This window comes from Xanthomonas sp. DAR33341, from assembly GCF_003992815.1.
Taxonomy (GTDB): domain Bacteria; phylum Pseudomonadota; class Gammaproteobacteria; order Xanthomonadales; family Xanthomonadaceae; genus Xanthomonas; species Xanthomonas cissicola.
Window position 1 is genome coordinate 91,557 of the sequence record NZ_QEYV01000033.1, and the last position, 21,854, is coordinate 113,410.

A 21,854-nucleotide genomic window follows, 5' to 3' on the forward strand; every position below is an offset into this window, starting at 1 on the left:
GCAAAGGCCTTTGAACCCTGTCGGGCTAGAGCAAAGGCTTTCGCGCCCTGTCGGGCACGAGTCACTTTTTCTTTGCTTGTGCAAAGAAAAAGTAACCAAAAAGAAAGCACACCCCGTCCTCGCGCCCTCCGCGCCTGCGGCGCTGCGGGTGCGCAAGTCCGGCAGAAATTTTTGTAAGGGACGTCCATGTCCCTTACAAAAACCTCGCGCATCCATGCGCGCCGCCCTGCGGGTTGTCTCTGCCGGCCTTGCCGCTGCGGTATGGGGCCCCGAAAGCCAACATCATCAACATCAACATCAACAGCAACATCAACATCAACAGCAACAGCAACAGCAACAGCAACAGCAACAGCAACAGCAACAGCAACAGCAACAGCAACAGCAACAGCAACAGCAACAGCAACAGCAACAGCAACGCTGGTGCGTGGGTGGTGGCTTCTTTGGCGTGTTGCGCGGCTGCGCGGTAGGGAGGCGGCGCGCTCGGTCGGGGGCAGGGCGAGGGCACCGACCGGCGCGGTGCGGTGCCGGGTGTGCACGGAGGGGCGTGCCATGCTGACCAACATCATCCGGTTTGCGATCGCGCAGCGATGGTTGATGCTGGCGTTGACGGGCGTGCTGATTGCGATCGGGGCGTGGAGTTTTTCGCGCTTGCCGATCGATGCAACACCCGACATCACCAACGTCCAGGTGCAGGTCAATACCGCAGCGCCGGGCTATTCGCCGCTGGAATCCGAGCAGAGGATAACGTTTCCGTTGGAGACGGTGCTGGCGGGCTTGCCGGGTCTGGAATCCACGCGCTCGCTGTCGCGCTATGGCTTGTCGCAGGTCACCGCGGTCTTCGCCGATGGCACCGATCTGTATTTCGCGCGGCAACAGGTGGCCGAACGTCTGCAGCAGGTCAAGTCGCAATTGCCCGCCGATCTGGAGCCGCAGCTGGGACCGATCGCTACCGGCCTGGGCGAGATCTTCATGTACACGGTCGAGGCCAAGCCGAATGCGCGCAAGCCCGATGGCAGTGCATGGACTGCGACCGATCTGCGCACCTTGCAGGATTGGGTGGTGCGCCCGCAGCTACGCAACGTGCCGGGCGTCACCGAGGTCAACACCATCGGCGGGTATGCGCGGCAGATCCATATCACGCCCGATCCGGCGCACCTGGTCGCGTTGGGATTTACCCTGGACGACGTTGCCCGAGCGGTCGAGTCCAACAACCGCAACATCGGCGCCGGCTATATCGAACGTAACGGCCAACAGTTTCTGGTGCGGGTGCCGGGGCAGGTGGACGACATCGCGCAGATCGGCGCGGTTGTGCTGGATCGGCGCGCCGGCGTGCCGATCCGCGTGCGCGATGTGGCGCAGGTTGGCGAGGGACGCGAGTTGCGCACCGGTGCCGCCACCCAGGACGGGAGCGAAGTGGTGCTCGGCACGGTCTTCATGCTCGTCGGCGCCAATAGTCGTACCGTGGCGCAGGCCGCTGCGCAGCGGCTGGAAGTGGCCAACGCCAGCTTGCCGGCGGGTGTGCAGGCGGTGCCGGTGTACGACCGCACCGCGTTGGTGGACCGGACCATCGTCACCGTCGCCAAGAACCTGATCGAAGGCGCGTTGCTGGTGATCGTGGTGTTGTTCCTGTTGCTGGGCAATGTGCGCGCAGCGTTGATCACGGCTGCTGTGATTCCGTTGGCGATGCTGTTCACGCTCACCGGCATGGTGCGTGGTGGCGTGTCCGGCAATCTGATGAGTCTTGGCGCGCTGGATTTCGGTTTGATCGTCGATGGCGCGGTGATCATCGTGGAGAACTGCCTGCGCCGCTTTGGCGACGCGCAACGTCGGCTCGGGCGCGTACTCGAACGCGACGAGCGTTTCGAGCTCACTGCCGAAGCCACTGCCGAGGTGATCCGCCCCAGCCTGTTCGGCCTGGGCATCATCACTGCGGTGTATCTGCCGGTGTTCGCGCTCACCGGTATCGAAGGCAAGATGTTCCACCCGATGGCGATCACCGTGGTGCTGGCACTGACCGGCGCGATGCTGCTGTCGCTGACCTTCGTGCCCGCAGCGATTGCGTTGCTGCTCGGCGGCAAGGTGGCCGAGCACGAAAACCGCGCGATGCGCTGGGCGCGCGGCGTCTATGCGCCATTGCTCGATCGGGCGCTTCGGCACAGCCGCTGGGTGGGCATTGCAGCGCTTGCGACGGTGGCGCTGTGCGCGGTACTGGCCACGCGTCTGGGGAGCGAGTTCATCCCCAACCTGGACGAAGGCGATGTTGCGCTGCATGCCTTGCGCATTCCCGGCACCAGCCTGGAACAGGCCATCACCATGCAATCCACGCTGGAAAAGCGCATCAAGCAGTTTCCGGAGGTGGCGCATGTGTTCGGCAAGCTCGGTACTGCCGAAGTGGCCACCGACCCGATGCCGCCATCGGTCGCCGACACGTTCCTGATCATGCATCCGCGCGCGCAGTGGCCGGATCCGCGCAAGCGCAAGGCGCAGTTGCTGGCCGAAATCGAGGAGGCGGTGAAGCAGTTGCCGGGAAACAATTACGAGTTCACCCAGCCGATCCAGATGCGCATGAACGAGCTGATTTCCGGCGTGCGTGCGGATGTGGCGATCAAGGTGTACGGCGACGATCTGGACACGCTGGTCAGGCTCGGGCAGCGCGTGCAGGAAATCGCCAGCGCGGTGCCGGGCGCGGCCGATGTGAGCCTGGAACAGGCCACCGGCCTGCCGATGCTGGCGGTGGTACCCGATCGCGCCGCGCTGGCCGGCTACGGGCTCAATCCCGGTGTGGTGCAGGACACCGTGGCCGCGGCAGTGGGCGGACAGGAGGCCGGACAATTGTTCGAAGGCGACCGGCGCTTCGACATCGTGGTGCGCCTGCCGGAATCTCTGCGCCAGGACCCCACTGCGCTGGCCGATCTGCCGATCCCGCTGCGTGGCGATGGCGAGCGTGCCGATGCGGACGAGTCCAGCCGCGCGGCAGGCTGGCGCAGTGGCGAGCCGATCACCGTGCCGCTGCGCGAGGTCGCCAAGATCGACACCGTGCTGGGGCCCAACCAGATCAACCGCGAAGACGGCAAGCGCCGCATCGTGATCACCGCGAACGTGCGCGATCGCGATCTGGGGAGCTTCGTGGCCGAGGTGCGGCAGCGCGTGCAGACGCAGGTCAAGCTGCCCACCGGGTACTGGATCGGCTACGGCGGCACCTTCGAGCAGCTGATCTCCGCCAGCCAGCGCCTGGCCTGGGTGGTGCCGGGCACCTTGGTGTTGATCTTCGCGCTGCTGTATTGGTCCTTCGGCTCGCTGCGCGATGCGCTGGTGGTGTTCAGCGGCGTGCCGCTGGCGCTGACCGGCGGCGTGCTGGCCTTGGCCCTGCGCGGGCTGGCCTTGTCGATTTCCGCCGGCGTAGGCTTTATTGCGTTGTCGGGCGTGGCGGTGCTCAACGGCCTGGTGATGATCGCCCTCGTGCGCAGCCTGCGCGCTGACGGCATGCCGCTGGAGCGGGCATTGCGCGAAGGCGCGCTGGCGCGGTTGCGACCGGTGCTGATGACCGCCCTGGTGGCCGCGCTGGGCTTTGTGCCGATGGCCTTCAACGTCGGTGCCGGTGCCGAAGTGCAGCGCCCGCTCGCCACGGTGGTGATCGGCGGCATCGTCTCCTCCACCCTGCTCACCCTGCTGGTGTTGCCGGTGCTGTATCGCTGGTTGCATCGGCAGCGGGCGCCCCGTCGGGAGCGTGGAGCGCCTGAGTAGCGGGCGTCACGCGGGTGCACGGCGTGGTTGGCCGTGTACGCCGCCATGCGGATGGTCGGGCGATCAGGCAGTGAGCCAGACCTGCAATCGTCCGCGACCAGGCAGGCTTGGGTCCGATGCGTGGCCCGGCCCGGTCCTGGGTCCGCTAAGTGCTTGCGGCACATAGGAAAGCCGTGCATAATGCGCGGCTCGCTGTGCCCGGATCGCTCCGGATGGCGGTACCCAGCGCAATGGGGTTGCCGGCCTGTTCCAGCGTAAGTTCTTGATTCCCAACGTTGCGTGACAGCCCTGGCGCTGTCGGGGCCGCCGCTCCCCAGGCTATGGGTGGCAATTCATTTATCGAGGTGCGTAATGTCCCGCGTATGCCAAGTCTCCGGCAAGCGTGTGCAGACGGGTAACAACGTCTCCCACGCAAACAACAGAACCCGTCGCCGCTTCCTGCCCAACCTGCACGAGCGTCGCTTCTGGGTTGCCAGCGAAAACCGCTGGGTGAAGCTCCGTGTTTCCGCGCATGCACTGCGCACCATCGACAAGAACGGCATCGATGCCGTTCTGAAAGAGCTGCGTGCGCGCGGCGAAAAGGTCTGAGGAGTAAGCAGTCATGGCAAAAGGCAAGCGTGACAAGATTCGTATGATTTCCTCGGCCGCTACCGGCCACTTCTACACCACGGACAAGAACAAGAAGAACACGCCGGGGAAGATGGAAATGATGAAGTACGACCCGGTCGTGCGTAAGCACGTGATGTACAAGGAAGGCAAGATCAAGTAATCCACCGATTACGCGATCTGCATCCAAGCAAACACCCGCCGCAAGGCGGGTGTTTGCGTTTGTGGGGTTGGGGAATGGTCTTGATGCGTGTAGGCGCCGATGGCAGTGTGATTTCCACTATCGGGTTGCCAGCCAAGCCCAAGAGAGACAAAGGTGCGTGACAAAGCCCCTCTCCCCTCGGGAGAGGGGTTGGGGTGAGGGTACGGGGCGAAGCCTACGCAATTATTCTGAGTGCACGAGGCTTCGCCCGTACCCTCATCCGCCCTACGGGCACCTTCTCCCGGAGGGAGAAGGGGATCACAGCCCACGCGCACGCAATTGCGCATCCAGCCGTGGGTACACCCGCCGCGCATTGCCTTCGAATACCTTGCGCTTGTCGGCGTCGGAAATCGCCAGCGCATCGATGTAGCGTTTGGTGTCGTCGAAGTAGTGGCCGGTTTGCGGATCGATGCCGCGCACTGCGCCCACCATTTCCGAGCCAAAAAGGATGTTGTCGATGTCGATCACCTCGAACAACAGGTCGATACCGGGCTGGTGATACACACAGGTGTCGAAGAACACATTGCGCATCACGTGCGTAGACAGCGCAGGCTTGCCCAGCATGTCGGCCAGGCCGCGGAAACGGCCCCAGTGATACGGCACGGCACCGCCGCCGTGCGGAATGATGAAGCGCAGCTGCGGAAAATCGGTGAATAAATCGCCTTCGAGAAACTGCATGAAGGCCGTGGTATCGGCATTGAGGTAATGCGCGCCGGTGGCATGGAAATTGGCATTGCAACTGCCGGAGACATGCACCATCGCCGGGACGTCGAGTTCAACCATTTTTTCGAAGAAGGGATACCAGGCGCGGTCGGTCAGCGGCACACCATTCCAGTGCCCGCCGGACGGGTCGGGATTGAGATTGCAGCCGACGAATCCCAGTTCGTTGACGCAGCGTTCCAGTTCGGCGATCGCGTGCGCGATCGGCACGCCCGGCGACTGCGGCAACTGGCATACGCCGATGAAGGTCTGTGGATACAGCTGTACCACGCGTGCGATCAGGTCGTTGCAATGGCGCGTCCACACCTGGCTCACCGCTTCGTCGCCGATGTGATGCGCCATGGTGCTGGCGCGTGGCGAAAAAATCGTCATGTCGGCACCGCGCTCGCGCAGCAGGCGCAGTTGGTGCAGCTCGACACTTTCGCGCAGCGCATCGTCGCAGATATACGGATACACCGGCACAGGTGCGTGCGCATCGTTGTAATGCGCAATCTGCGCCTTGCGGAACGCATCGTGCGCGGCGGGTGCGGTGGTGTAGTGGCCGTGGCAGTCGATGATCATGGCGATGGTGTGTGTGTTGCAGCGGAAGCGGCGCGCCAGCGATTGCCTGTGCGCAAGGTGGGGCGGCCGGGTGCACGGACGCTGCAGGTCGCGGCGGATGTGGTGGTCCCGATGTGCAGATGGGCGCGGATCGCGGCGCACTGCGTAGCAATGGCTTGCTCGAACGGCACACACGCGCACGTGCCGCTGCGATGGCGGTTGCCGCAGCTTGGCGACGCAGCGGAATACTCAGCCATACAGCTCACCATCGAACAATTTGCGCGCGGTGCGCACCACCGCGGCACCGACCACGGCGCCCTGCGCATCGAGATCGATCAGGCAGCTGCTTGCGCCGCTGGGGTGTTCGACGTCCAGCCGCTGGCTGCGCCCGCCGGGCACCTGCGCCAGCGCGTGTGCGGGCGAGCCGGGCAACAGACAGGCGGTAGCGACGGTGACCGCACCCAGCACGCCAATGGAGGCATGGCAGCGGTGCGGGATGAACGAGCGCGCGCTGATCGCACCACCGGCGCGCGGGGCGGCGACCAGCATCATTTTCGGCACCGTGGCGTCGCGCACATCGCCGAGCTGCATCAACGGACCTGCCTGCAGACGCAGCGTTTCCAGGCGCGCCCGTAGCGCAGCATCGGCGTCGAGCGTGGCGCGGTCTTCGTAACCGCTGATGCCGACATCGCTGGCGCGTAGCACCACGCAGGGCATGCCGTTGTCGATCAGCGTGACCTGCACACCGTCGAGCGTGTCCACCGCATGCCCGCTCGGCAGCAGCGCGCCGCACGAAGCACCGGCGATATCGGCGAATGCCAGCGCGATCGGCGCGGCCGTGCCGGGGACGCCGTCGATGCGGGCATCGCCGTCGTAACGCACCTGGCCATCGGGCGTCTGCACGGTGGCGGTGGCCAGGGTGCCGGTGTTACGCATGAAGATGCGCACCTGGGTCTGGCCATTGCGTGTGGGCAGCAAGCCGCGTTCCAGCGCGAACGGGGCAACGCCGGCCAGCATGTTGCCGCAGTTCTGGGCATCGCTGACCTGCGCATGTTCTACCGCCACCTGCAGGAACAGATAGTCCACGTCGGCATCGGCATGCGTGGAGCGCGATACCACGGCGACCTTGGAAGTCAGCGGGTCCGCGCCGCCCATGCCGTCGATCTGGCGCGCATCCGGCGAGCCGTAGGCGCGCAGTAAAAACGCGTCGCGCGCGGCGGTGTCGGCGGGCAACTCGTCGGCCAGAAAGAATCCACCCTTGGAGGTGCCGCCGCGCATCCACATCGCGCGCACGCGCTCAGACATAACGCAGGCCTTTGGCGGCCAAACGTTCGCGCATCGCATAGATGTCCAGGCCCAGTTCGCCGCGTGCCAGACGTTCGCGCTTGAGCAGTTCGCGTGCCTCGCGCGCCTGCGCTTCGGTCAGCACATCGACAGCGGTGGCACGCGGCACCACGCAGACGCCATCGTCGTCGGCCACCACCACATCGCCGGGCTGGATCAGTTGCCCGGCGCACACCAGCGGCACGTTGACCGAGCCGAGCGTCTCCTTGATGGTGCCCTGCGCGCAGATGGCGCGGCTCCAGGCAGGGAACTGCATGGCGGTGAGATCGCGCACATCGCGCACGCCGGCATCGATGATCAGGCCGCGACATCCGCGCGCCTGCGCCGAGGTGGCCAGCAGGTCGCCGAAGTAGCCGTCGCAACAGTCGCTGGTTGGCGCGACCACCAGCACATCGCCTGCATGCAGTTGCTCGATGGCTACATGCATCATCCAGTTGTCGCCGGGCGGAATCGACACGGTGACCGCGGTGCCGGCGATGCGGCAGCCGGTGTAGATGGGACGTAGCCGATGGTGCAGCAGGCCGCTGCGGGCCTGCGCTTCGTGCACGGTCGCCACGCCGGCCTGCGCCAGCCCGTCGACGATGGCCAACGGCGTACGCTCGATCCGGGTAACGACCTGGCTCATCCATCCATCCTCGTTAAGAGTACGCCGAGTCTGGCCGGGCAGAGCGAGCTGGCTCAAGATTCATTTGAGGTATGCATATTGGTTTTGCTTATAGTTAGAGCATGCAGCCGAGCCCGGAACCGAATCTGCGTCACCTTTACGCGCTGGTCGTGGTGCACCAGGCCGGAAGCGTCAGCGCGGCGGCGCCGCGGGTGAATTTGTCGCAGCCGGCCCTGACCCAGGCCGTGGCGCGATTGGAGCAGCAACTGGGCGTGCGCCTGTTCGACCGGCACCCAGGCGGCATGTCGGCCACCGAGGCTGCCGGGTTGCTGGTGCCGCGTATCGAGCGGGCGCTGGCGCATCTGGGCCGGGGGATCGGGGTCGCGCGTCGCGCGCTGCGCCTGCCGGCGCGCGCTGGCCTGGAGCGGCGGGTGTCGCTGGGCCAGCTGCAGGCCCTGGTGGCTGTGGATGTGGCAGGCAGTTACGCGTTGGCGGCGGTGCGCGCCGGCGTTTCGCAGCCGGCGATCTATCGCGCGGTGCAAGCGCTGGCCGATGTGATCGAAGTGCCGCTGACGGTACGCCGCGGCAAGACCATGCAGCCCACGCCGGTGGCGCTGCGGCTGTTGCGGCAGGTGCGGCTGGCGCTGGCCGAGTTGCGCGCCGGTCTGGACGAGGTGGCCGCATTGCGTTCGCAGCACGCCGGCCGCCTCACCCTGGGGGTGATGCCGCTGGCGCGCGCGATTCTGTTGCCGCAGGTGCTGGCGCGGTTTGCGCATGCGCACCCGGGCGCCAGCGTCCAGGTGGTGGAGGGCCCGTACGAGCAATTGCTGGCGCATCTGCGCGAGGGTGGCCTGGATCTGTTGATCGGTGCGCTGCGCGACCCGTTGCCGGTACGCGATGTGCTGCAGGAGCCGCTGTTCGACGACGAACCGGTGATCGTGGCGCGTAGCGGCCACCCCTTGGCCGGGCAGGGCTACGCGTTTGCGCAACTGCGCGATTATCCCTGGGTGATCGCCGCCGCCGGCACGCCGGTGCGCGCGCGCTGGGAGCAGCTGTTCGGCGACCACCAGCTGGAGCCGCCGCCGGTGCGCATCGAATGCGGCGCCGAACTGACCGTGCGTGGCCTGCTGCTGGAGGGCGACTGGTTGACCTTGATGTCGCGCGACCAGTTCCTGTTCGAGCGCCGCGCCGGCCTGCTGGAGGAGATCGGCAGCGCCGGGCCGCTGCTGCGCCGGCAGATCGGCATGACCACGCGCAGCGACTGGTATCCCACCCGGATGCAGTCGGCCTTCGTGCAGACGTTGCGGCAGGTCTGCGCCGAACGCGTGCAGCCTGCCGATGCCCAGGGCGGGCCGTTTCGCTATTGCCCCGCTGCCTGTGCGCAGCCGCCGTTGCGTTTACGCGCGGCCAAGTCAGAATCGGGTTCCTGATGAAGACGGACCACTGATGCTGCCCGATTGGGTCACAGGCACTTGGCTGCTGGCACTGGACTGGGCGATCCGCCTGGCCGCGCTGCTCTGGATTCCCGCCCGCACCACGCCGGGTGCGGCGCGCAGCTGGCTGCTGCTGATCGGCTTCGTACCGGTGGTCGGCCTGCCGCTGTATCTGTTGTTCGGCCACCCGTGGTTGTCGCGGCTGCGGGTGGAGCGGCAAGCCACCGCCTCTCAGGTGATTCGCGAACAACAACTGCCCTTGCATGCGTTGCGCTGGATGCCCCAGGCAGACACCAGCAGTGCCGAAGTGGTGCCGTTGATCGAACGCGAAGGCGATTTCATGCCCACGCTGGGCAACGCGGTGGAATTGCTCGACGACTATGCGCAGTCGTTGCAGGCCCTGATCGCGGCGATCGACGCGGCCGACAAACGTGTGCACTTGCTGTACTACCTGATGTTCGACGATGCGGTGGGCGAGGCGGTGGTCGTGGCGCTGGAACGCGCCAGCGCGCGGGGCGTGCGTTGTCGCGTGCTGCTGGATGCGGTGGGCGCCAAGCGCGGCCTGCGTCGCTACCGCAAGCGCCTGCAGGACGGTGGCGTGCAGGTGCTGGCGGTATTGCCGGGCGGCCTGCGCTGGCGTCGCAGCGGCCGCATGGATCTGCGCAACCATCGCAAGATTGCGGTGCTCGACAACCGCGTGGCGTTTGTCGGTTCGCAGAATCTGGCCGAGGCCGGCTTCATTGATGGCGTGCCCAATCGCGAGTTGGTGGCACGCGTGCGCGGGCCGGTGGTCAATCATCTGGAAGCGGTCTTCGCCAGCGACTGGTTCACCGAAACCGGAGAGCGGCTGGACGTGTGGCCCGATGCACCGGTGTGCGAGGCCAATATCGCCACGCAATTGCTGCCCAGCGGGCCGGCGTATCCGTTCGAAAATGCGCGCGATGCGATCAATGCGGTGATCCATCTGGCGCGGCGCAAGGTGGTGCTGGTCACGCCGTACTTCGTGCCCGACGAAGCCTTGCTGAGCGCATTGCGCATCGCCGCAGTCTCGGGAGTGGATGTGCAGTTGATCCTGTCCGAGCACAACAACCAACGCTTGGCCGCGTGGGCGCAGGAGGCCTATTTCGAAGAGCTGCTGCGTTGCGGGGTGAAGATTGCGCTGTATCGCCCGCACTTTCTGCATGCCAAGCACCTGAGCATGGATGAAGACATCGCGCTGGTGGGCTCGATCAATCTGGACATCCGCTCGTTCGCGCTCAACGCCGAGATCGGCATGCTCTGCTACGACAATGGCGTGGTGCAGCGGTTGCGCGAGATCGAGCAGGACTATCTGGCCAACGCGCGGCAACTGACGTTGGAACAGTGGCGTCGCCGCCCGGCCTGGCGCCGCAGTCGCGAGGGCATTGCGCGGCTGGCCGATGCGTTGATGTAGGGCGTGCGCGGTCCATGCGCGCGCAGTGCCCGTTGTGGCGCAGCGCGATGCCTGCGGTGGGAGGTGAAGTGGGGCGCGTCTGGGGCGGCAAGATCGCGCTGCATGCAAACGCGCCCGCGCTCGAATGGACGCGTCCGGTGACCGCTTTGTTGGACGGCTGCGTCGCGCCGGCGCGCGTACGCGGGGCTATCCCGGCCATCGCGGCGGCATGGCCGCTGTCACCGGTGCGACGCGACGCATCGCCTACAATTGCCGGATGAATGAATTGCGTGATCCCGGCGATGCAGTGATCGCCATCGTTGGCGGTGGCGCATCTGGGGTGCTGGTGGCGCTGCAGCTGTTGCGTCAGGCCGTGGCGCCGGTGCAGATCGTGGTGATCGAGCCGCACGCGGTGCTGGGCGAGGGCGTGGCCTACTCCACCGCGCGGCCGGAACATCTGCTCAATGTGCCCGCCGCGCGGATGAGTGCGTTGGTGGAGGCACCGCAGGATTTCGTCGATTATCTGCGTGCGCACGCCTGCTGCCCGGAGCTGGAAGACGCACGGCTGCCGCAGGCTTTCGTGGGGCGCCGGCACTACGCGCCCTACCTGCGCGATCGCCTGCAGACCGCGCGTGTGCAGAGCCCGGCGACGCTCACCGTGCACAGCGCCCGCGTGCAGACGCTGCACGCCGATGCCGATGGCGCGCTGTTGCAGCTCGACGATGGCCAGACCCTGCACGCCACCAGCGTGGTGCTGGCGGTGGGCAATGCGTTGCGGCCGTTGCCGCTGCGCGGAGCCACCGGCCTGTCGGCAACCCAGCGGCTGGAAGCCTGGGATACCGAGGCGGTCGCCGCGTTGCCGCAGGACGCGGCGGTGTGCGTCGTCGGCTCGGGACTGAGCATGGCCGACACGGTGGTGACGTTGGCCGCGCAGGCGCATCGCGGGGCGGTGCACGTGGTGTCGCGGCATGGGCTGCTGCCGTTGCCGCAGGCGCACTGCGTTGCGGCGGACTTCGATCCGCAGCCGTTGCTGGCGCTGTCGCTGCGTGCGCGCATGCGCAGCTTGCGGCAGCATGCGCGGGTGGCGATGGCGCAAGGCCTGTCCTGGCAGGGCGTGATGGAGCGTGTGCGCCCGCTGAATCAGGTCTTGTGGCAAACGCTGTCGGTTGCCGACCAACGCCGCTTCCTGCGCCACGTGGTGCGCTATTGGGATGTGCATCGTCACCGCATCGCCGCGCCGGTGCATGCGCAACTGCAGGCGATGCGCGCGCGCGGACAGTTGCAGCTGCATCGCGCGCGGCTGGATGTGGCGTTCCAGGCAGGCGCCTGCGTGCGGCTCAGTGCCGGCGCGAGTGCTGGGCATGCCTTGCAGCTGGATGTGCAGACGCTGGTCAACGCCACCGGCGTGGAAATGCGCGTGCAGGCGATGCGCAACCCGCTGCTGCAGCAGCTGCTGGGACAGGGCATTGCGGTGGCCGGGTCGCATGGGATCGGGGTGGATACCGCTGCCGATGGCTGTCTGATCGATGCCGAGGGGCACGCCAATCCGCGGTTGCGGGTGATAGGCAGCCTGCGGATCGGGTCGCTGTGGGAGAGCCTGGCAGTGCCGGAGTTGCGTGAGCAGGCAGCGGCGATTGCGCGGGATGTGTTGGCATTGCTGGGGCGGTGAGGGGCCCATTGTTCCCTTCTCCCCCGGGAGAAGGGGGCGCCTCGCGCCGGATGAGGGAGCCTCAGGCATGTGCCAGTGCCTGCAGTGACAAACGCGCCGCCACGCGCCTTCGGAAGTGATGCACCGACTGCTTCGCCCCGTACCCTCACTCCAACCCCTCTGCCGATGGGAGAGGGGCTTACCCAACCGCTTCATCGCAATCTCAGCCGCAACGACGCCACAACCGGTAAAATGTGCCGGTGGATGTCTCTCATTTACTCGATCATTTAAACCCCGCCCAGCGCGAGGCCGTTTCTGCGCCGCCGGGGCACTACCTCGTGCTGGCCGGCGCCGGCTCCGGCAAGACGCGCGTGCTGATCCATCGCATCGCCTGGCTCAATGAAGTCCAGGGCGTGCCCAACCACGGCATCTTCGCGGTGACCTTCACCAACAAGGCCGCCGGCGAAATGCGTCACCGTACCGACCTGCAGCTGCGCAATGGCAGCCGCGGGATGTGGATCGGTACATTTCACGGGCTGGCACATCGCCTGTTGCGTCTGCATTGGCAGGATGCGCGGCTGCCGGAAGGCTTCCAGGTCATGGACAGCGACGACCAGCTGCGGCTCGTCAAGCGCGTGGTGCAGGCGCTGGAGCTGGACGAGAGCAAGTATCCTCCCAAGCAGATGAGCTGGTGGATCAACGAGCAGAAGGATGAGGGCCGCCGTCCGCAGCATATCCAGCCCGAGCCCAACGACGATTGGACCGAGGTGCGCCGGCAGGTGTATGCGGCCTACCAGGAACGCTGCGACCGCTCCGGGCTGCTGGATTTCGCCGAGTTGCTGCTGCGCGCGCATGAGTTGCTGCGCGACACGCCGGCATTGCTGGCGCATTACCGCGCGCGCTTCCGCGAGATTCTGGTGGACGAGTTCCAGGACACCAACGCCATCCAGTACGCCTTCGTGCGCGTGCTGGCCGGCGAATCGGGCAATGTGTTCGTGGTCGGCGACGACGACCAGGCCATCTACGGCTGGCGCGGCGCCAAGGTCGAAAACGTCCAGCGCTTTCTGAAGGATTTCCCCGGTGCGCAGACCGTGCGGCTGGAGCAGAACTACCGTTCCAGCGCGAATATTCTGGGCGCTGCCAATGCGGTGATTGCGCACAACCCGGACCGTATCGGCAAACAGCTGTGGACCGATTCAGGCAATGGCGACCCGATCGATCTGTATGCGGCCTACAACGAAGTGGACGAAGCGCGCTATGTGGTCGAGCGTGCACGGCAGTGGGTGCGCGACGGCGGCAGTTATGGCGAAGTGGCGGTGCTCTACCGCAGCAACGCGCAATCGCGCGCGCTGGAAGAAGCGCTGATTTCCGAGCAGTTGCCGTACCGCGTGTATGGCGGCATGCGCTTCTTCGAACGTGCCGAAATCAAGGACGCGTTGGCTTACTTGCGCCTGCTGACCAATCGCAGCGACGACGCTGCGTTCGAACGCGCGGTCAACACGCCCACGCGCGGCATTGGCGACCGGACGCTGGATGAGGTGCGCCGGCTGGCACGTGCCAGTGCGCTGTCGTTGTGGGAAGCGGCGATGCTGTGCACGCAGCAGAACACGCTGGCCGCGCGCGCACGCAATGCCCTGGCCACCTTCCTCAGCCTGATCGGCCAGCTGCATGCCGAAACCGGCGAGATGGAACTGGCCGAACGCATCGACCATGTGCTGATGCGCTCGGGCCTGCGCGAGCATTGGGCCAAGGAAAGCCGCGGCGGGCTGGATTCGGAATCGCGTACCGAGAACCTGGACGAACTGGTGTCGGTCGCCTCGCGCTTCACCCGCCCGGACGATGAAGACAGCCAGGGCATGACCGAGCTGGTCGCCTTCCTGGCTTACGCCTCGCTGGAGGCCGGCGAAGGCCAGGCGCAGGCTGGCGAAGAAGGTGTGCAGCTGATGACGCTGCATTCGGCCAAGGGCCTGGAATTTCCGATTGTGTTCCTGGTCGGCCTGGAAGACGGCCTGTTTCCGAGTGCGCGCTCGCTGGAAGAGAGCGGGCGGCTGGAAGAAGAGCGTCGCCTGGCGTACGTGGGCATCACCCGCGCGCGGCAGAAGCTGGTGCTGTGCTACGCCGAATCGCGCCGTATCCACGGCCAGGACAATTACAACGTGCCCTCGCGCTTCCTGCGTGAGATTCCGCGCGACCTGCTCAACGAAGTGCGCCCGAAGGTGCAGGTTTCGCGCACCGCATCGCTGGGCGCGGCGCGCGGCGGCCCGGTGCATGGCATCGTGGAAACGGCACCGATCAAGCTCGGCGCCAACGTCGAACACCCCAAGTTCGGCGGCGGCGTGGTCGTCGATTACGAAGGCGCTGGCGCGCATGCGCGCGTGCAGGTGCAGTTCGACGAGGTCGGCGCCAAGTGGCTGGTGATGGCCTACGCCAATCTGACTGTGGTCTAGTCAGGTTTGCACTCGTCTGCGATTACGTTTTCTTCAGCAGCAGGGCGTAGTGCGGTTGCACTGTGCATGCAGCAAGCGGAACCGGCCGCTGCTGCACCTCACGTCGAGCGAGATCGCGTGATCATCTGCGACAGATGATCGATGGATGAGGCGTGGCCTGCGCTGCTCTGTTGCGCGCTTACATTTCCCAGCCGAAGCTTGCGTTGATCTGCTTGCCGTTCACGCTCAGTGTCGACCTGTTCGCGAGCACGACCAGGGTAAAGGGCGGCACGCGCGTGTCGCGCCGCCTTCGAACGAGAGCGACGAAGTCGCACTCGCAGGGGTGCTCAGGCATGCCCATAGCAACAACGCAACGCAAGCGGCTACACATCGTGTCATGACGTCATCCTTGACCGTGGTCGTGCCGGAAGGGCACGGTCAGGAGTATCGATGCTGGCGCCGCGGCCTTGCAACGGATGCGGCAAGCAATGGAATGGCCAGATAGCCGCACGCGGGCAAGGCCGGTGCTCGAAATCTCCATTGGGCGCTTCCACCCCGGTGGTGAGCGCGCCAGCAGCTTTAGCTCATGGCCAGATCGCGAGGTTCCCTAAGCCACTTTGAGCCGGCAATCGGGGCCATTGGTGCATCGCTCGATGCATACCGCGCTACATCCATGCCACCCTGTCAGCAGTTCATTGCATAGGTACCCGGCGGCATGCAGACCGAAAAACAGAAAATGCTGGCAGGCGAACTCTACAACGCCGCCGATGCGCAGCTGCAGGCCGATCAGGCGGCAGCTGCGGTGTGGATGGAGCGCTACAACGCCACTGGCGCGCAGCCATCCACACAGCGGCATGCATTGCTGGTCGAGCGGCTCGCCGAAGTGGGCGCGAATGCGGTGATCCGTCCGCCGTTTCATTGCGATTACGGCTACAACATCCATCTGGGCGCGGGTGTGTTCCTCAACTTCAATTGCGTGATCCTGGATATCTGCCAGGTGTACATCGGCGATGGCACGCAGGTGGGGCCAGCGGTGCAGTTCTACGCTGCCGACCATCCGCGCGATGCCGCCGGACGTGCCAGCGGACTGGAGTTCGGACGGCCAATCCGCGTCGGGCGCAATGTGTGGATTGGGGGCGGGGCGATCATCCTGCCGGGCGTCAGCATCGGCGACGATGCGGTAATCGGTGCCGGTGCGGTGGTCACGCGCGATGTGCCGGCCGGTGCGATCGCCGTGGGCAATCCGGCGCGCGTGCGCGCACCCCGGCTTGCCGATGAGCCGCCCACCGACTGAACGCAACGAAGAAGAGCCGCTACAAAAGCGATCGCGCAGCTGCCAGGCGGACGCGGCCGGTGCGATGCAGCGCATACGCGAACAGGGCAGTATCGAACGCGTTACTGGCGCCGGGGATGGTCGCTCGTCAACCAGCTGAGCCGCTTCGAGCGCTACAGTCCGTCACCTGCAAGATTGATCCATCTCAAGGTCTGCGTTGCGGAGTGCTGTCAATCTCAAGTCGCCGGCGAGGCTGCCGGTCCATCCGGGAGGTCATCATGTACAAACGAATCCTGATCGCCATCGATGCATCCGAGCTCTCGCATCGCGGCCTGTTTCAAGGCCTGGAGCTGGCCAAGGCGACCGGTGCCAAAGTGGATATCGTCACCGTGTCCGAGCCGTGGGCGATGGGCATGTACGACGCAATGGGCTGGAGCGTGGGCTACGAGGCCAGCCCGGAATACCGCGCCGAGCGCGAAGCGACCGCTGAAAAGATCCTGCGTCCGGCGTTGGAGTTGGCCGCCGCTGCCAACATCAAGGCCACGCCGCGGCATGTGCTGGATCGCTTCGCGGCCGAGGGCATCGTGCAGACCGCCAAGGACTGCAAGAGCGATCTGATCATCATGACCTCGCACGGCCGCCGCGGCATGCAGCGCATGCTGCTCGGCAGCCAGACGGTGGAAGTGCTGACCCACAGTGCGATTCCGGTACTGGTCATTCGCTGATGCCGAGACCACTGCCTTGTCTCGCCTAGGCGCGTATCCGGGCGCGCTGTGGCGTCCAGGTAATCCACGTCGCGCCCAGGTGCGCTCCCACGCAACTCAAAGTGCTTCGCTCTCCATCGGCTCCGGTTGTGCCGCAAAGCGCGGTGCCGGTCGGGCGAGCCGGCGCAGTGCTTCGGTATGCACCAGCGGAGAGCCGTGCGTGGGCGTGGCCGCGCCGCCGCGGGTGGACGCGTACTCGGGTTGTACGTGCTGACTCAGTTCGCGCATGAAGCGCCACATCGGCACGTAGTGACCACGCCGTGGCGCAGGAAGATGCGGTGCTGCGCGGCACTGGCGACGCCACTGCATGGGCGGCATGCCGAAGCGCTGCTGAAACGCACGCTGAAACTGGCGCTCGGACGCAAAGCCCATTTCGTAGAGCAACCAGGTCAGGCTGCAGTCCGGGTAGGCCTGCAGGTAGCGGTGCGCTGTGCTTAGCCGCTGTTCGCGGATATAGCTGGCCACGCCTCCACGCGACTGAAACAAGCGGTACAGCGATGCACGCGATAACGCGAACGCTTGCTGCAACGACTCGGTACCCAGCTCCGCTTCGCCGATGTGCTGCTCGATATAGGCCAGCAGATCGATCATCAGCGGCGTGTGCGCCTCCGCGGCCGTGGATACGCGTGGAACGATGGCGCTGTAATGACTGCTGCTGCTCATGCGGATGCTGCCTGCGGCCCACTCCCCGGGGCCTGTCCCCTGGTCAACCGAGAAAAGCAGCGCCAACCCATCACGCCTCTTTCACAAAGTACGCGCTGGATCACGCATCCGCGCCTGCGTCTGCACGATCGCGGCGATTGAGACGATTTGTCGGGTGAGCCCACAGGCGCATTCCTATCCTCGCCGCAGCGCTGAGAAAGCGTCATCGCACGGCCTGCCGCTTCGGTCCGCGTGGTGCGCGGCGGTTGCGGGCTAGCCCGCGGCAGCGGCGTCGCACGCAGGCTGCAGGCATTCGGCTGGGCCGGCGACATCCAAGCCACATCGCAGCGCACGTGCACCGCACGCTGGCGCAACGGGCAAGCTCAATCGGAGATCAGGCATGGCCAGCAGTCAGAAGTTCATCGCCCGCAATCGGGCGCCACGGGTGCAGATCGAATACGACGTGGAGGTCTACGGCGCGCAGAAGAAGGTGCAGATTCCGTTCGTGATGGGGGTGATGTCGGATCTGTCCGGCGCCAACGCCGGTGAGCTGCCCTCGCTGGATGAGCGCAAGGCACTGGAGATCGACGTCGACAACTTCGACAGCCGTCTGCAGTCGATGCGCCCGCGCGCGCAATTCAAGGTGCCCAACACGCTCACCGGCGAAGGCGAGCTGGCGGTGGATATCACCTTCGAAAGCATGGACGACTTTTCGCCGGCCGCCATCGCGCGCAAGGTTGCGCCGTTGGCCAAATTGCTGGAAGCGCGCACGCAGTTGGCCAACCTGGACACCTACATGGACGGCAAGGCCGGTGCAGAGCAGCTGATCGCCAACGCCATCCGCGATCCGGCGTTGCTGCAGTCGCTGGTGTCGGCCGCCAAGCCCGCGTCCGAACCGGAAGGAACCTGAGCCATGTCCGCGACCGAAGCCGCACTGGCCACCCGTAGCACCGAAACAACCGAGCGGGGCGACTTTGCCGCGCTGCTCAATCGCGAGTTCCGTCCCAAGAGCGAGCGCGCCAAGGAAGAAGTGGAATCGGCGGTGCGCACGCTCGCCGAGCAGGTGCTCAACCGAAGCGATGTGGTTGGCGAAGACGTATCGCAGACCATCAAGGCCTACATCGCCGAGATCGACCGCACGCTCACCGAACAGCTCAACCAGATCCTGCATCACGCCGATCTGCAACAGCTCGAAGGCGCCTGGCGCGGCCTGCATTATCTGGTCAACAACACCGAGACCGACCAGCAGCTCAAGATCCGCGTGCTGAATATCAGCAAGAAAGAGTTGGGCAAGGTACTCAAACGCTACAAGGGTACCGCGTGGGATCAGAGCCCCATCTTCAAGAAAGTCTACGAACAGGAATATGGCCAGCTCGGCGGCGAGCCGTATGGGTGCCTGGTCGGCGATTATTACTTCGACCAGAGTCCGCCGGATGTGGAACTGCTCAACGGCATTGCGCAGGTGGCCGCTGCCGCGCACGCACCGTTCATTGCCGCCGCCGCGCCCAAATTGATGGGCATGGACAACTGGAGCGAGCTCTCCAATCCGCGCGATCTGGCCAAGATTTTTTCCACGCCCGATTACGCTGCATGGCGCTCGCTGCGCGAATCCGAAGACTCCAAGTACATCGGTCTGGCCATGCCGCGCACGCTCTCGCGTCTACCTTACGGCGCGGCCACCAGCCCGGTGGAAGACTTCGATTTCGAGGAAGACACCGCCGGCGCGGATTCCAACAAGTACACCTGGCAGAACGCCGCCTATGCGATGGCGGTGAACATCAACCGCTCGTTCAAGCAGTACGGCTGGTGCTCGCGCATTCGCGGTATCGAGTCCGGCGGCGCAGTGGAAGGGTTGCCCACGCATACCTTTCCCACCGACGACGGTGGCGTGGACATGAAGTGCCCGACCGAAGTGGCGATCACCGACCGTCGCTCCGCCGAACTGGACAAGATGGGCCTCATGCCGCTGGTACATCGCAAGAACTCGGACATGGCCGCCTTCATCAGCGCGCAGTCGCTCAACAAGCCCGACGAATACGACGACCCGGATGCCACCGCCAACGCAGCGTTGGGCGCGCGCCTGCCCTACATGTTTGCGTGCTGCCGCTTTGCGCATTACCTCAAGTGCATCGTGCGCGACAAGATCGGTTCGTTCTCCGATCGCGAGCAGATGCAGAGCTGGCTGACGCGCTGGGTGACGCAATACATCGACGGCGACCCGTCCAACTCCAGCGAAGAAACCAAGGCGCGCAAGCCGCTGGCTGCCGCCGAGGTGGTGGTGGAAGAAGTGGAAGGCGCGCCGGGCTACTACAGCTCCAAGTTCTTCCTCAAGCCGCATTACCAGCTGGAGGGCCTGACCGTGTCGTTGCGGTTGGTCTCGCGGTTGCCCTCGGCCGCCAAGGCCTGATCCGACGCATCTGCGTCATGGCGAGGACGTCTTCGCGTCGCGCCACCTCGTGTTGTCACTCTCATTGAAGGAGCGGTTCCATGGCGTTCGACATGCATATCAAGTTCGGCAGCGGCAAGGTCAAGATCGAAGGCGCGTCCAACCACAAGAAGCACAAGGGCGAGATCCCGATCCTGGCCTGGTCGTGGGGCGCCAGTAATTCCGGCGACCTGCACACCGGTGGCGGCTCGGCCAGCGGTGGCAAGGCGCATGTCCAGGACATCTCCATCACCAAGTACGTGGATGGCTGCTCCAATGCATTGCTCGATGCGGTGTGCACCGGTGCGCGCGTGGAAAACGCCTGGCTGTACGTCACCAACGCCACCGGCGAGCAGAGCGACTTTCTCACCCTGGAGTTGAGCGAAGGCGTACTGATTACCTCGCTGTCGACCGGCGGTTCCGGTGGCGAAGACCGCCTCACCGAAAACGTGACGCTGCACTTCGGCAAGTTCAAGTACGGCTTCCAGCCGCAGGACGACAAGGGTGCCTCCCAGGGTGGCGCGAAGGAATTCACCTACGACATCCAGGGTGTGACCAAGGCCTAACGCGAACGCAGGCAACCACGACGCCTTCGCCACGCAGGTGCGTTTGGCGACGCGGTGCGGCACGCAGCGCGCGTGTAGACGCTGCTCTGCGCCAAGCGGATGTTGGCGCTGTGACGTTGGCTGCCTCCGATGGCGGTCATGCGATAACTGGCGGTGCCGCGCATGGCGCCGCCACCTTCTTCGATAAGGAACCGCGCGATGGATGCCACCGCACAGACCCTGCTTGCCCAAGGCGAGCCGGCGCAGGCGTTGCAGCAACTGATCCAGCAGGTGCGCCGGCAACCGGCCGATGCAGCGCAGCGCGTGTTTCTGTTTCAGTTGCTGGCCGTCCTCGGCCAGTGGTCGCGCGCCGCAGATCAGCTGCGTGCTTGCGGTGAACTGGATGCCACCACGCAGCCCTTGGTCCACACCTATCTGGCGGTATTGCAGGGCGAGCAGACGCGCGCCGAGGTGTTTGCCGGTAAGCGGTTACCGCGCGTGATGGGTGAGCCGGCCGGGTGGCTGGCAATGCATCTGCAGGCGCTGCAACTGGCGGCGCAAGGGCATGGCGAACAAGCAGCGGCGTTGCGGGCGCAGGCCTTCGAACGGGCACCAGCCAGTGCCGGCGTGCTCGATGGCGAACGCTTCCAATGGCTCGCAGATGCCGACACCCGTTTCGGGCCCTGTATCGAGCTCATGCTCGACAGCGGCTATGCATGGGCCCCGCTCAGCCAGATCCAGCAGCTGCGCATGCAGGCGCCGCTGGATCTGCGCGACACCGTGTGGGCGCCGGTGAGCGTGCTGTGGCGCAACGGCGGCCAGGCCTTCGGCTACCTGCCGGTGCGTTACCCCGGCAGCGAGCACCTGGATGCCGGCGAGCTGCAACTGGCGCGCCGCACCGAATGGACCCATGTCGCACAAGGCGAGATCGGCCTGGGCCAGCGCATGTGGAGCACCGAGTCGCGCGAGATTGCGCTGCTGGATGTGCGCGATGTGCGGTTCGACGCGGGCTGATTTCAATGGCCGAACTCACCACCACCGAACGCTTGCAGCCTTCGCTGCTGGACCGGCTCACCGATGCAGCGCCCAGTCAGCGCGAAGAGAGCCGCGAGCAATGCGTGATTTCGGCCACGCGCCTGCGTGAGTGCGTCATTCGCGATCTGTCGTGGTTGCTCAATGCCGTGAACCTGGAAACCAGCCGCCCGCTGGAAGCGCATCCGCAGGTGCGCAGCTCGGTACTGAATTACGGCATCCCGGATCTGGCCGGCGTCGCAGTGAGCGGCATCGATGCGACCGCGCTGCAACAGCGCATTCGCCAGGCGATTCTGGCCTTCGAGCCGCGGCTGATTCCCGAGACGCTGCGGGTGAGCGTGCATGCCGATGCCGCACGCATGGACCGGCGCTCGCTGCTGTTCACCATCGAATCGGAGATGTGGGCGCAGCCGCTGCCACTGAACCTGTATCTGAAGACTGCACTGGATCTGGAAACAGGCCGGCTCGATGTCGTCGAAGGGAACGGCTGACCTC

19 protein-coding genes and 1 pseudogene are annotated in these 21,854 nt (G+C 65.5%); 14 read left to right on the top strand and 6 right to left on the bottom strand.

Features of this window, described 5'->3' with window-relative positions; all coding sequences use genetic code 11:
* Nucleotides 1–193: 193 nt before the first annotated feature.
* Nucleotides 194–415, bottom strand: coding sequence for a hypothetical protein (locus EO156_RS24170; protein ID WP_206513889.1), 222 nt, complete (start codon nt 413–415; stop codon nt 194–196).
* Nucleotides 416–549: 134 nt separating this feature from the next.
* On the opposite strand from EO156_RS24170, the gene EO156_RS16110 reads away from it, so the two are divergent.
* The 3 genes from EO156_RS16110 to rpmG all read left to right on the top strand — a co-directional run bounded on the left by EO156_RS16110 (nt 550) and on the right by rpmG (nt 4,513).
* A complete protein-coding gene (locus tag EO156_RS16110) occupies nt 550–3,744 on the top strand; it encodes a CusA/CzcA family heavy metal efflux RND transporter (protein WP_016849665.1) in 3,195 nt (1,064 codons plus the stop codon).
* A 351-nt stretch (nt 3,745–4,095) separates the two neighbouring features.
* Nucleotides 4,096–4,332, top strand: coding sequence for a 50S ribosomal protein L28 (gene rpmB / locus EO156_RS16115; protein ID WP_002809459.1), 237 nt, complete (start codon nt 4,096–4,098; stop codon nt 4,330–4,332).
* A gap of 13 nt (nt 4,333–4,345) precedes the next feature.
* A complete protein-coding gene (gene rpmG / locus EO156_RS16120; protein WP_002809462.1) occupies nt 4,346–4,513 on the top strand; it encodes a 50S ribosomal protein L33 in 168 nt (55 codons plus the stop codon).
* Nucleotides 4,514–4,810: 297 nt separating this feature from the next.
* Here the strand turns inward: rpmG and EO156_RS16125 are convergent, their stop codons facing one another.
* The 3 genes from EO156_RS16125 to EO156_RS16140 form a co-directional block, all read right to left on the bottom strand.
* Nucleotides 4,811–5,833, bottom strand: coding sequence for an amidohydrolase family protein (locus EO156_RS16125; RefSeq protein WP_005914604.1), 1,023 nt, complete (start codon nt 5,831–5,833; stop codon nt 4,811–4,813).
* A 228-nt stretch (nt 5,834–6,061) separates the two neighbouring features.
* Entirely contained in the window at nt 6,062–7,117 is a 1,056-nt protein-coding gene (locus EO156_RS16135) for a 4-oxalomesaconate tautomerase (RefSeq protein WP_011052773.1), read from the bottom strand.
* Nucleotides 7,110–7,781, bottom strand: a complete 672-nt coding sequence (locus tag EO156_RS16140) for a 4-carboxy-4-hydroxy-2-oxoadipate aldolase/oxaloacetate decarboxylase (RefSeq protein WP_003489876.1) — start codon at nt 7,779–7,781, stop codon at nt 7,110–7,112. The genes EO156_RS16135 and EO156_RS16140 overlap by 8 nt, the downstream gene beginning before the upstream one ends.
* A 101-nt stretch (nt 7,782–7,882) precedes the next feature.
* Here EO156_RS16140 and EO156_RS16145 point away from each other — a divergent pair, with 101 nt between their 5' ends.
* From EO156_RS16145 to uvrD, 4 genes are all read left to right on the top strand, one after another.
* Nucleotides 7,883–9,190 (top strand): LysR substrate-binding domain-containing protein, encoded by a 1,308-nt coding sequence (locus EO156_RS16145; protein ID WP_029829657.1) that lies wholly within the window; start codon nt 7,883–7,885, stop codon nt 9,188–9,190.
* Between the two features lie 16 nt (nt 9,191–9,206).
* Nucleotides 9,207–10,625 carry a cardiolipin synthase gene (gene cls / locus EO156_RS16150; RefSeq protein ID WP_016849795.1) on the top strand — a complete coding sequence of 473 codons (1,419 nt, stop codon included), beginning with the start codon at nt 9,207–9,209 and terminating at the stop codon, nt 10,623–10,625.
* Between the two features lie 256 nt (nt 10,626–10,881).
* Nucleotides 10,882–12,273: an FAD/NAD(P)-binding protein gene (locus tag EO156_RS16160; protein ID WP_016849793.1), complete on the top strand. Its 1,392-nt coding sequence runs from the start codon at nt 10,882–10,884 to the stop codon at nt 12,271–12,273.
* A 239-nt stretch (nt 12,274–12,512) separates the two neighbouring features.
* The gene (gene uvrD, locus EO156_RS16165; protein ID WP_005914611.1) at nt 12,513–14,699 is read left to right on the top strand and encodes a DNA helicase II; all 2,187 of its coding nucleotides are present in this window, start codon (nt 12,513–12,515) and stop codon (nt 14,697–14,699) included.
* Nucleotides 14,700–14,877: 178 nt separating this feature from the next.
* On the opposite strand, the pseudogene EO156_RS24175 reads toward uvrD, so the two are convergent.
* A pseudogene (locus EO156_RS24175) lies at nt 14,878–15,077 on the bottom strand (hypothetical protein).
* A gap of 316 nt (nt 15,078–15,393) precedes the next feature.
* Between EO156_RS24175 and EO156_RS16170 the strand changes: the two are divergent.
* Together EO156_RS16170 and EO156_RS16175 are read left to right on the top strand one after the other, a co-directional pair.
* Nucleotides 15,394–15,972: a sugar O-acetyltransferase gene (locus EO156_RS16170; protein WP_016849790.1), complete on the top strand. Its 579-nt coding sequence runs from the start codon at nt 15,394–15,396 to the stop codon at nt 15,970–15,972.
* A gap of 257 nt (nt 15,973–16,229) precedes the next feature.
* The gene (locus EO156_RS16175) at nt 16,230–16,676 is read left to right on the top strand and encodes a universal stress protein (RefSeq protein WP_005914614.1); all 447 of its coding nucleotides are present in this window, start codon (nt 16,230–16,232) and stop codon (nt 16,674–16,676) included.
* Nucleotides 16,677–16,772: 96 nt separating this feature from the next.
* Here EO156_RS16175 and tagK read toward each other — a convergent pair whose 3' ends face one another.
* Complete coding sequence (gene tagK, locus EO156_RS16180) at nt 16,773–17,444, bottom strand: transcriptional regulator TagK (RefSeq protein ID WP_016849789.1); 672 nt, start codon at nt 17,442–17,444, stop codon at nt 16,773–16,775.
* Nucleotides 17,445–17,757: 313 nt separating this feature from the next.
* Between tagK and tssB the strand changes: the two genes are divergently transcribed.
* The 5 genes from tssB to tssE all read left to right on the top strand — a co-directional run bounded on the left by tssB (nt 17,758) and on the right by tssE (nt 21,850).
* Nucleotides 17,758–18,267 carry a type VI secretion system contractile sheath small subunit gene (gene tssB, locus EO156_RS16185; RefSeq protein WP_003489891.1) on the top strand — a complete coding sequence of 170 codons (510 nt, stop codon included), beginning with the start codon at nt 17,758–17,760 and terminating at the stop codon, nt 18,265–18,267.
* Nucleotides 18,268–18,270: 3 nt separating this feature from the next.
* Nucleotides 18,271–19,764 carry a type VI secretion system contractile sheath large subunit gene (tssC, locus tag EO156_RS16190; RefSeq protein WP_003489892.1) on the top strand — a complete coding sequence of 498 codons (1,494 nt, stop codon included), beginning with the start codon at nt 18,271–18,273 and terminating at the stop codon, nt 19,762–19,764.
* A gap of 80 nt (nt 19,765–19,844) precedes the next feature.
* Nucleotides 19,845–20,348 (top strand): type VI secretion system tube protein Hcp, encoded by a 504-nt coding sequence (locus EO156_RS16195; RefSeq protein ID WP_016849788.1) that lies wholly within the window; start codon nt 19,845–19,847, stop codon nt 20,346–20,348.
* Nucleotides 20,349–20,546: 198 nt separating this feature from the next.
* Entirely contained in the window at nt 20,547–21,341 is a 795-nt protein-coding gene (locus EO156_RS16200; RefSeq protein WP_016849787.1) for a type VI secretion system accessory protein TagJ, read from the top strand.
* 5 nt (nt 21,342–21,346) lie between these two features.
* Nucleotides 21,347–21,850: a type VI secretion system baseplate subunit TssE gene (tssE, locus tag EO156_RS16205; RefSeq protein ID WP_016849786.1), complete on the top strand. Its 504-nt coding sequence runs from the start codon at nt 21,347–21,349 to the stop codon at nt 21,848–21,850.
* The last annotated feature ends 4 nt before the right edge of the window (nt 21,851–21,854 follow it).

Bases quoted from the DNA above. Each gene is read 5' to 3' on its own strand.
- EO156_RS16110 (WP_016849665.1), top strand. From the start codon at position 550: ATGCTGACCAACATCATCCGGTTTGCGATCGCGCAGCGATGGTTGATG.
- rpmB (WP_002809459.1), top strand. From the start codon at position 4,096: ATGTCCCGCGTATGCCAAGTCTCCGGCAAGCGTGTGCAGACGGGTAAC.
- rpmG (WP_002809462.1), top strand. From the start codon at position 4,346: ATGGCAAAAGGCAAGCGTGACAAGATTCGTATGATTTCCTCGGCCGCT.
- EO156_RS16125 (WP_005914604.1), bottom strand. From the start codon at position 5,833: ATGATCATCGACTGCCACGGCCACTACACCACCGCACCCGCCGCGCAC.
- EO156_RS16135 (WP_011052773.1), bottom strand. From the start codon at position 7,117: ATGTCTGAGCGCGTGCGCGCGATGTGGATGCGCGGCGGCACCTCCAAG.
- EO156_RS16140 (WP_003489876.1), bottom strand. From the start codon at position 7,781: ATGAGCCAGGTCGTTACCCGGATCGAGCGTACGCCGTTGGCCATCGTC.
- EO156_RS16145 (WP_029829657.1), top strand. From the start codon at position 7,883: ATGCAGCCGAGCCCGGAACCGAATCTGCGTCACCTTTACGCGCTGGTC.
- cls (WP_016849795.1), top strand. From the start codon at position 9,207: ATGCTGCCCGATTGGGTCACAGGCACTTGGCTGCTGGCACTGGACTGG.
- EO156_RS16160 (WP_016849793.1), top strand. From the start codon at position 10,882: ATGAATGAATTGCGTGATCCCGGCGATGCAGTGATCGCCATCGTTGGC.
- EO156_RS16170 (WP_016849790.1), top strand. From the start codon at position 15,394: ATGCAGACCGAAAAACAGAAAATGCTGGCAGGCGAACTCTACAACGCC.
- EO156_RS16175 (WP_005914614.1), top strand. From the start codon at position 16,230: ATGTACAAACGAATCCTGATCGCCATCGATGCATCCGAGCTCTCGCAT.
- tssB (WP_003489891.1), top strand. From the start codon at position 17,758: ATGGCCAGCAGTCAGAAGTTCATCGCCCGCAATCGGGCGCCACGGGTG.
- tssC (WP_003489892.1), top strand. From the start codon at position 18,271: ATGTCCGCGACCGAAGCCGCACTGGCCACCCGTAGCACCGAAACAACC.
- EO156_RS16195 (WP_016849788.1), top strand. From the start codon at position 19,845: ATGGCGTTCGACATGCATATCAAGTTCGGCAGCGGCAAGGTCAAGATC.
- EO156_RS16200 (WP_016849787.1), top strand. From the start codon at position 20,547: ATGGATGCCACCGCACAGACCCTGCTTGCCCAAGGCGAGCCGGCGCAG.
- tssE (WP_016849786.1), top strand. From the start codon at position 21,347: ATGGCCGAACTCACCACCACCGAACGCTTGCAGCCTTCGCTGCTGGAC.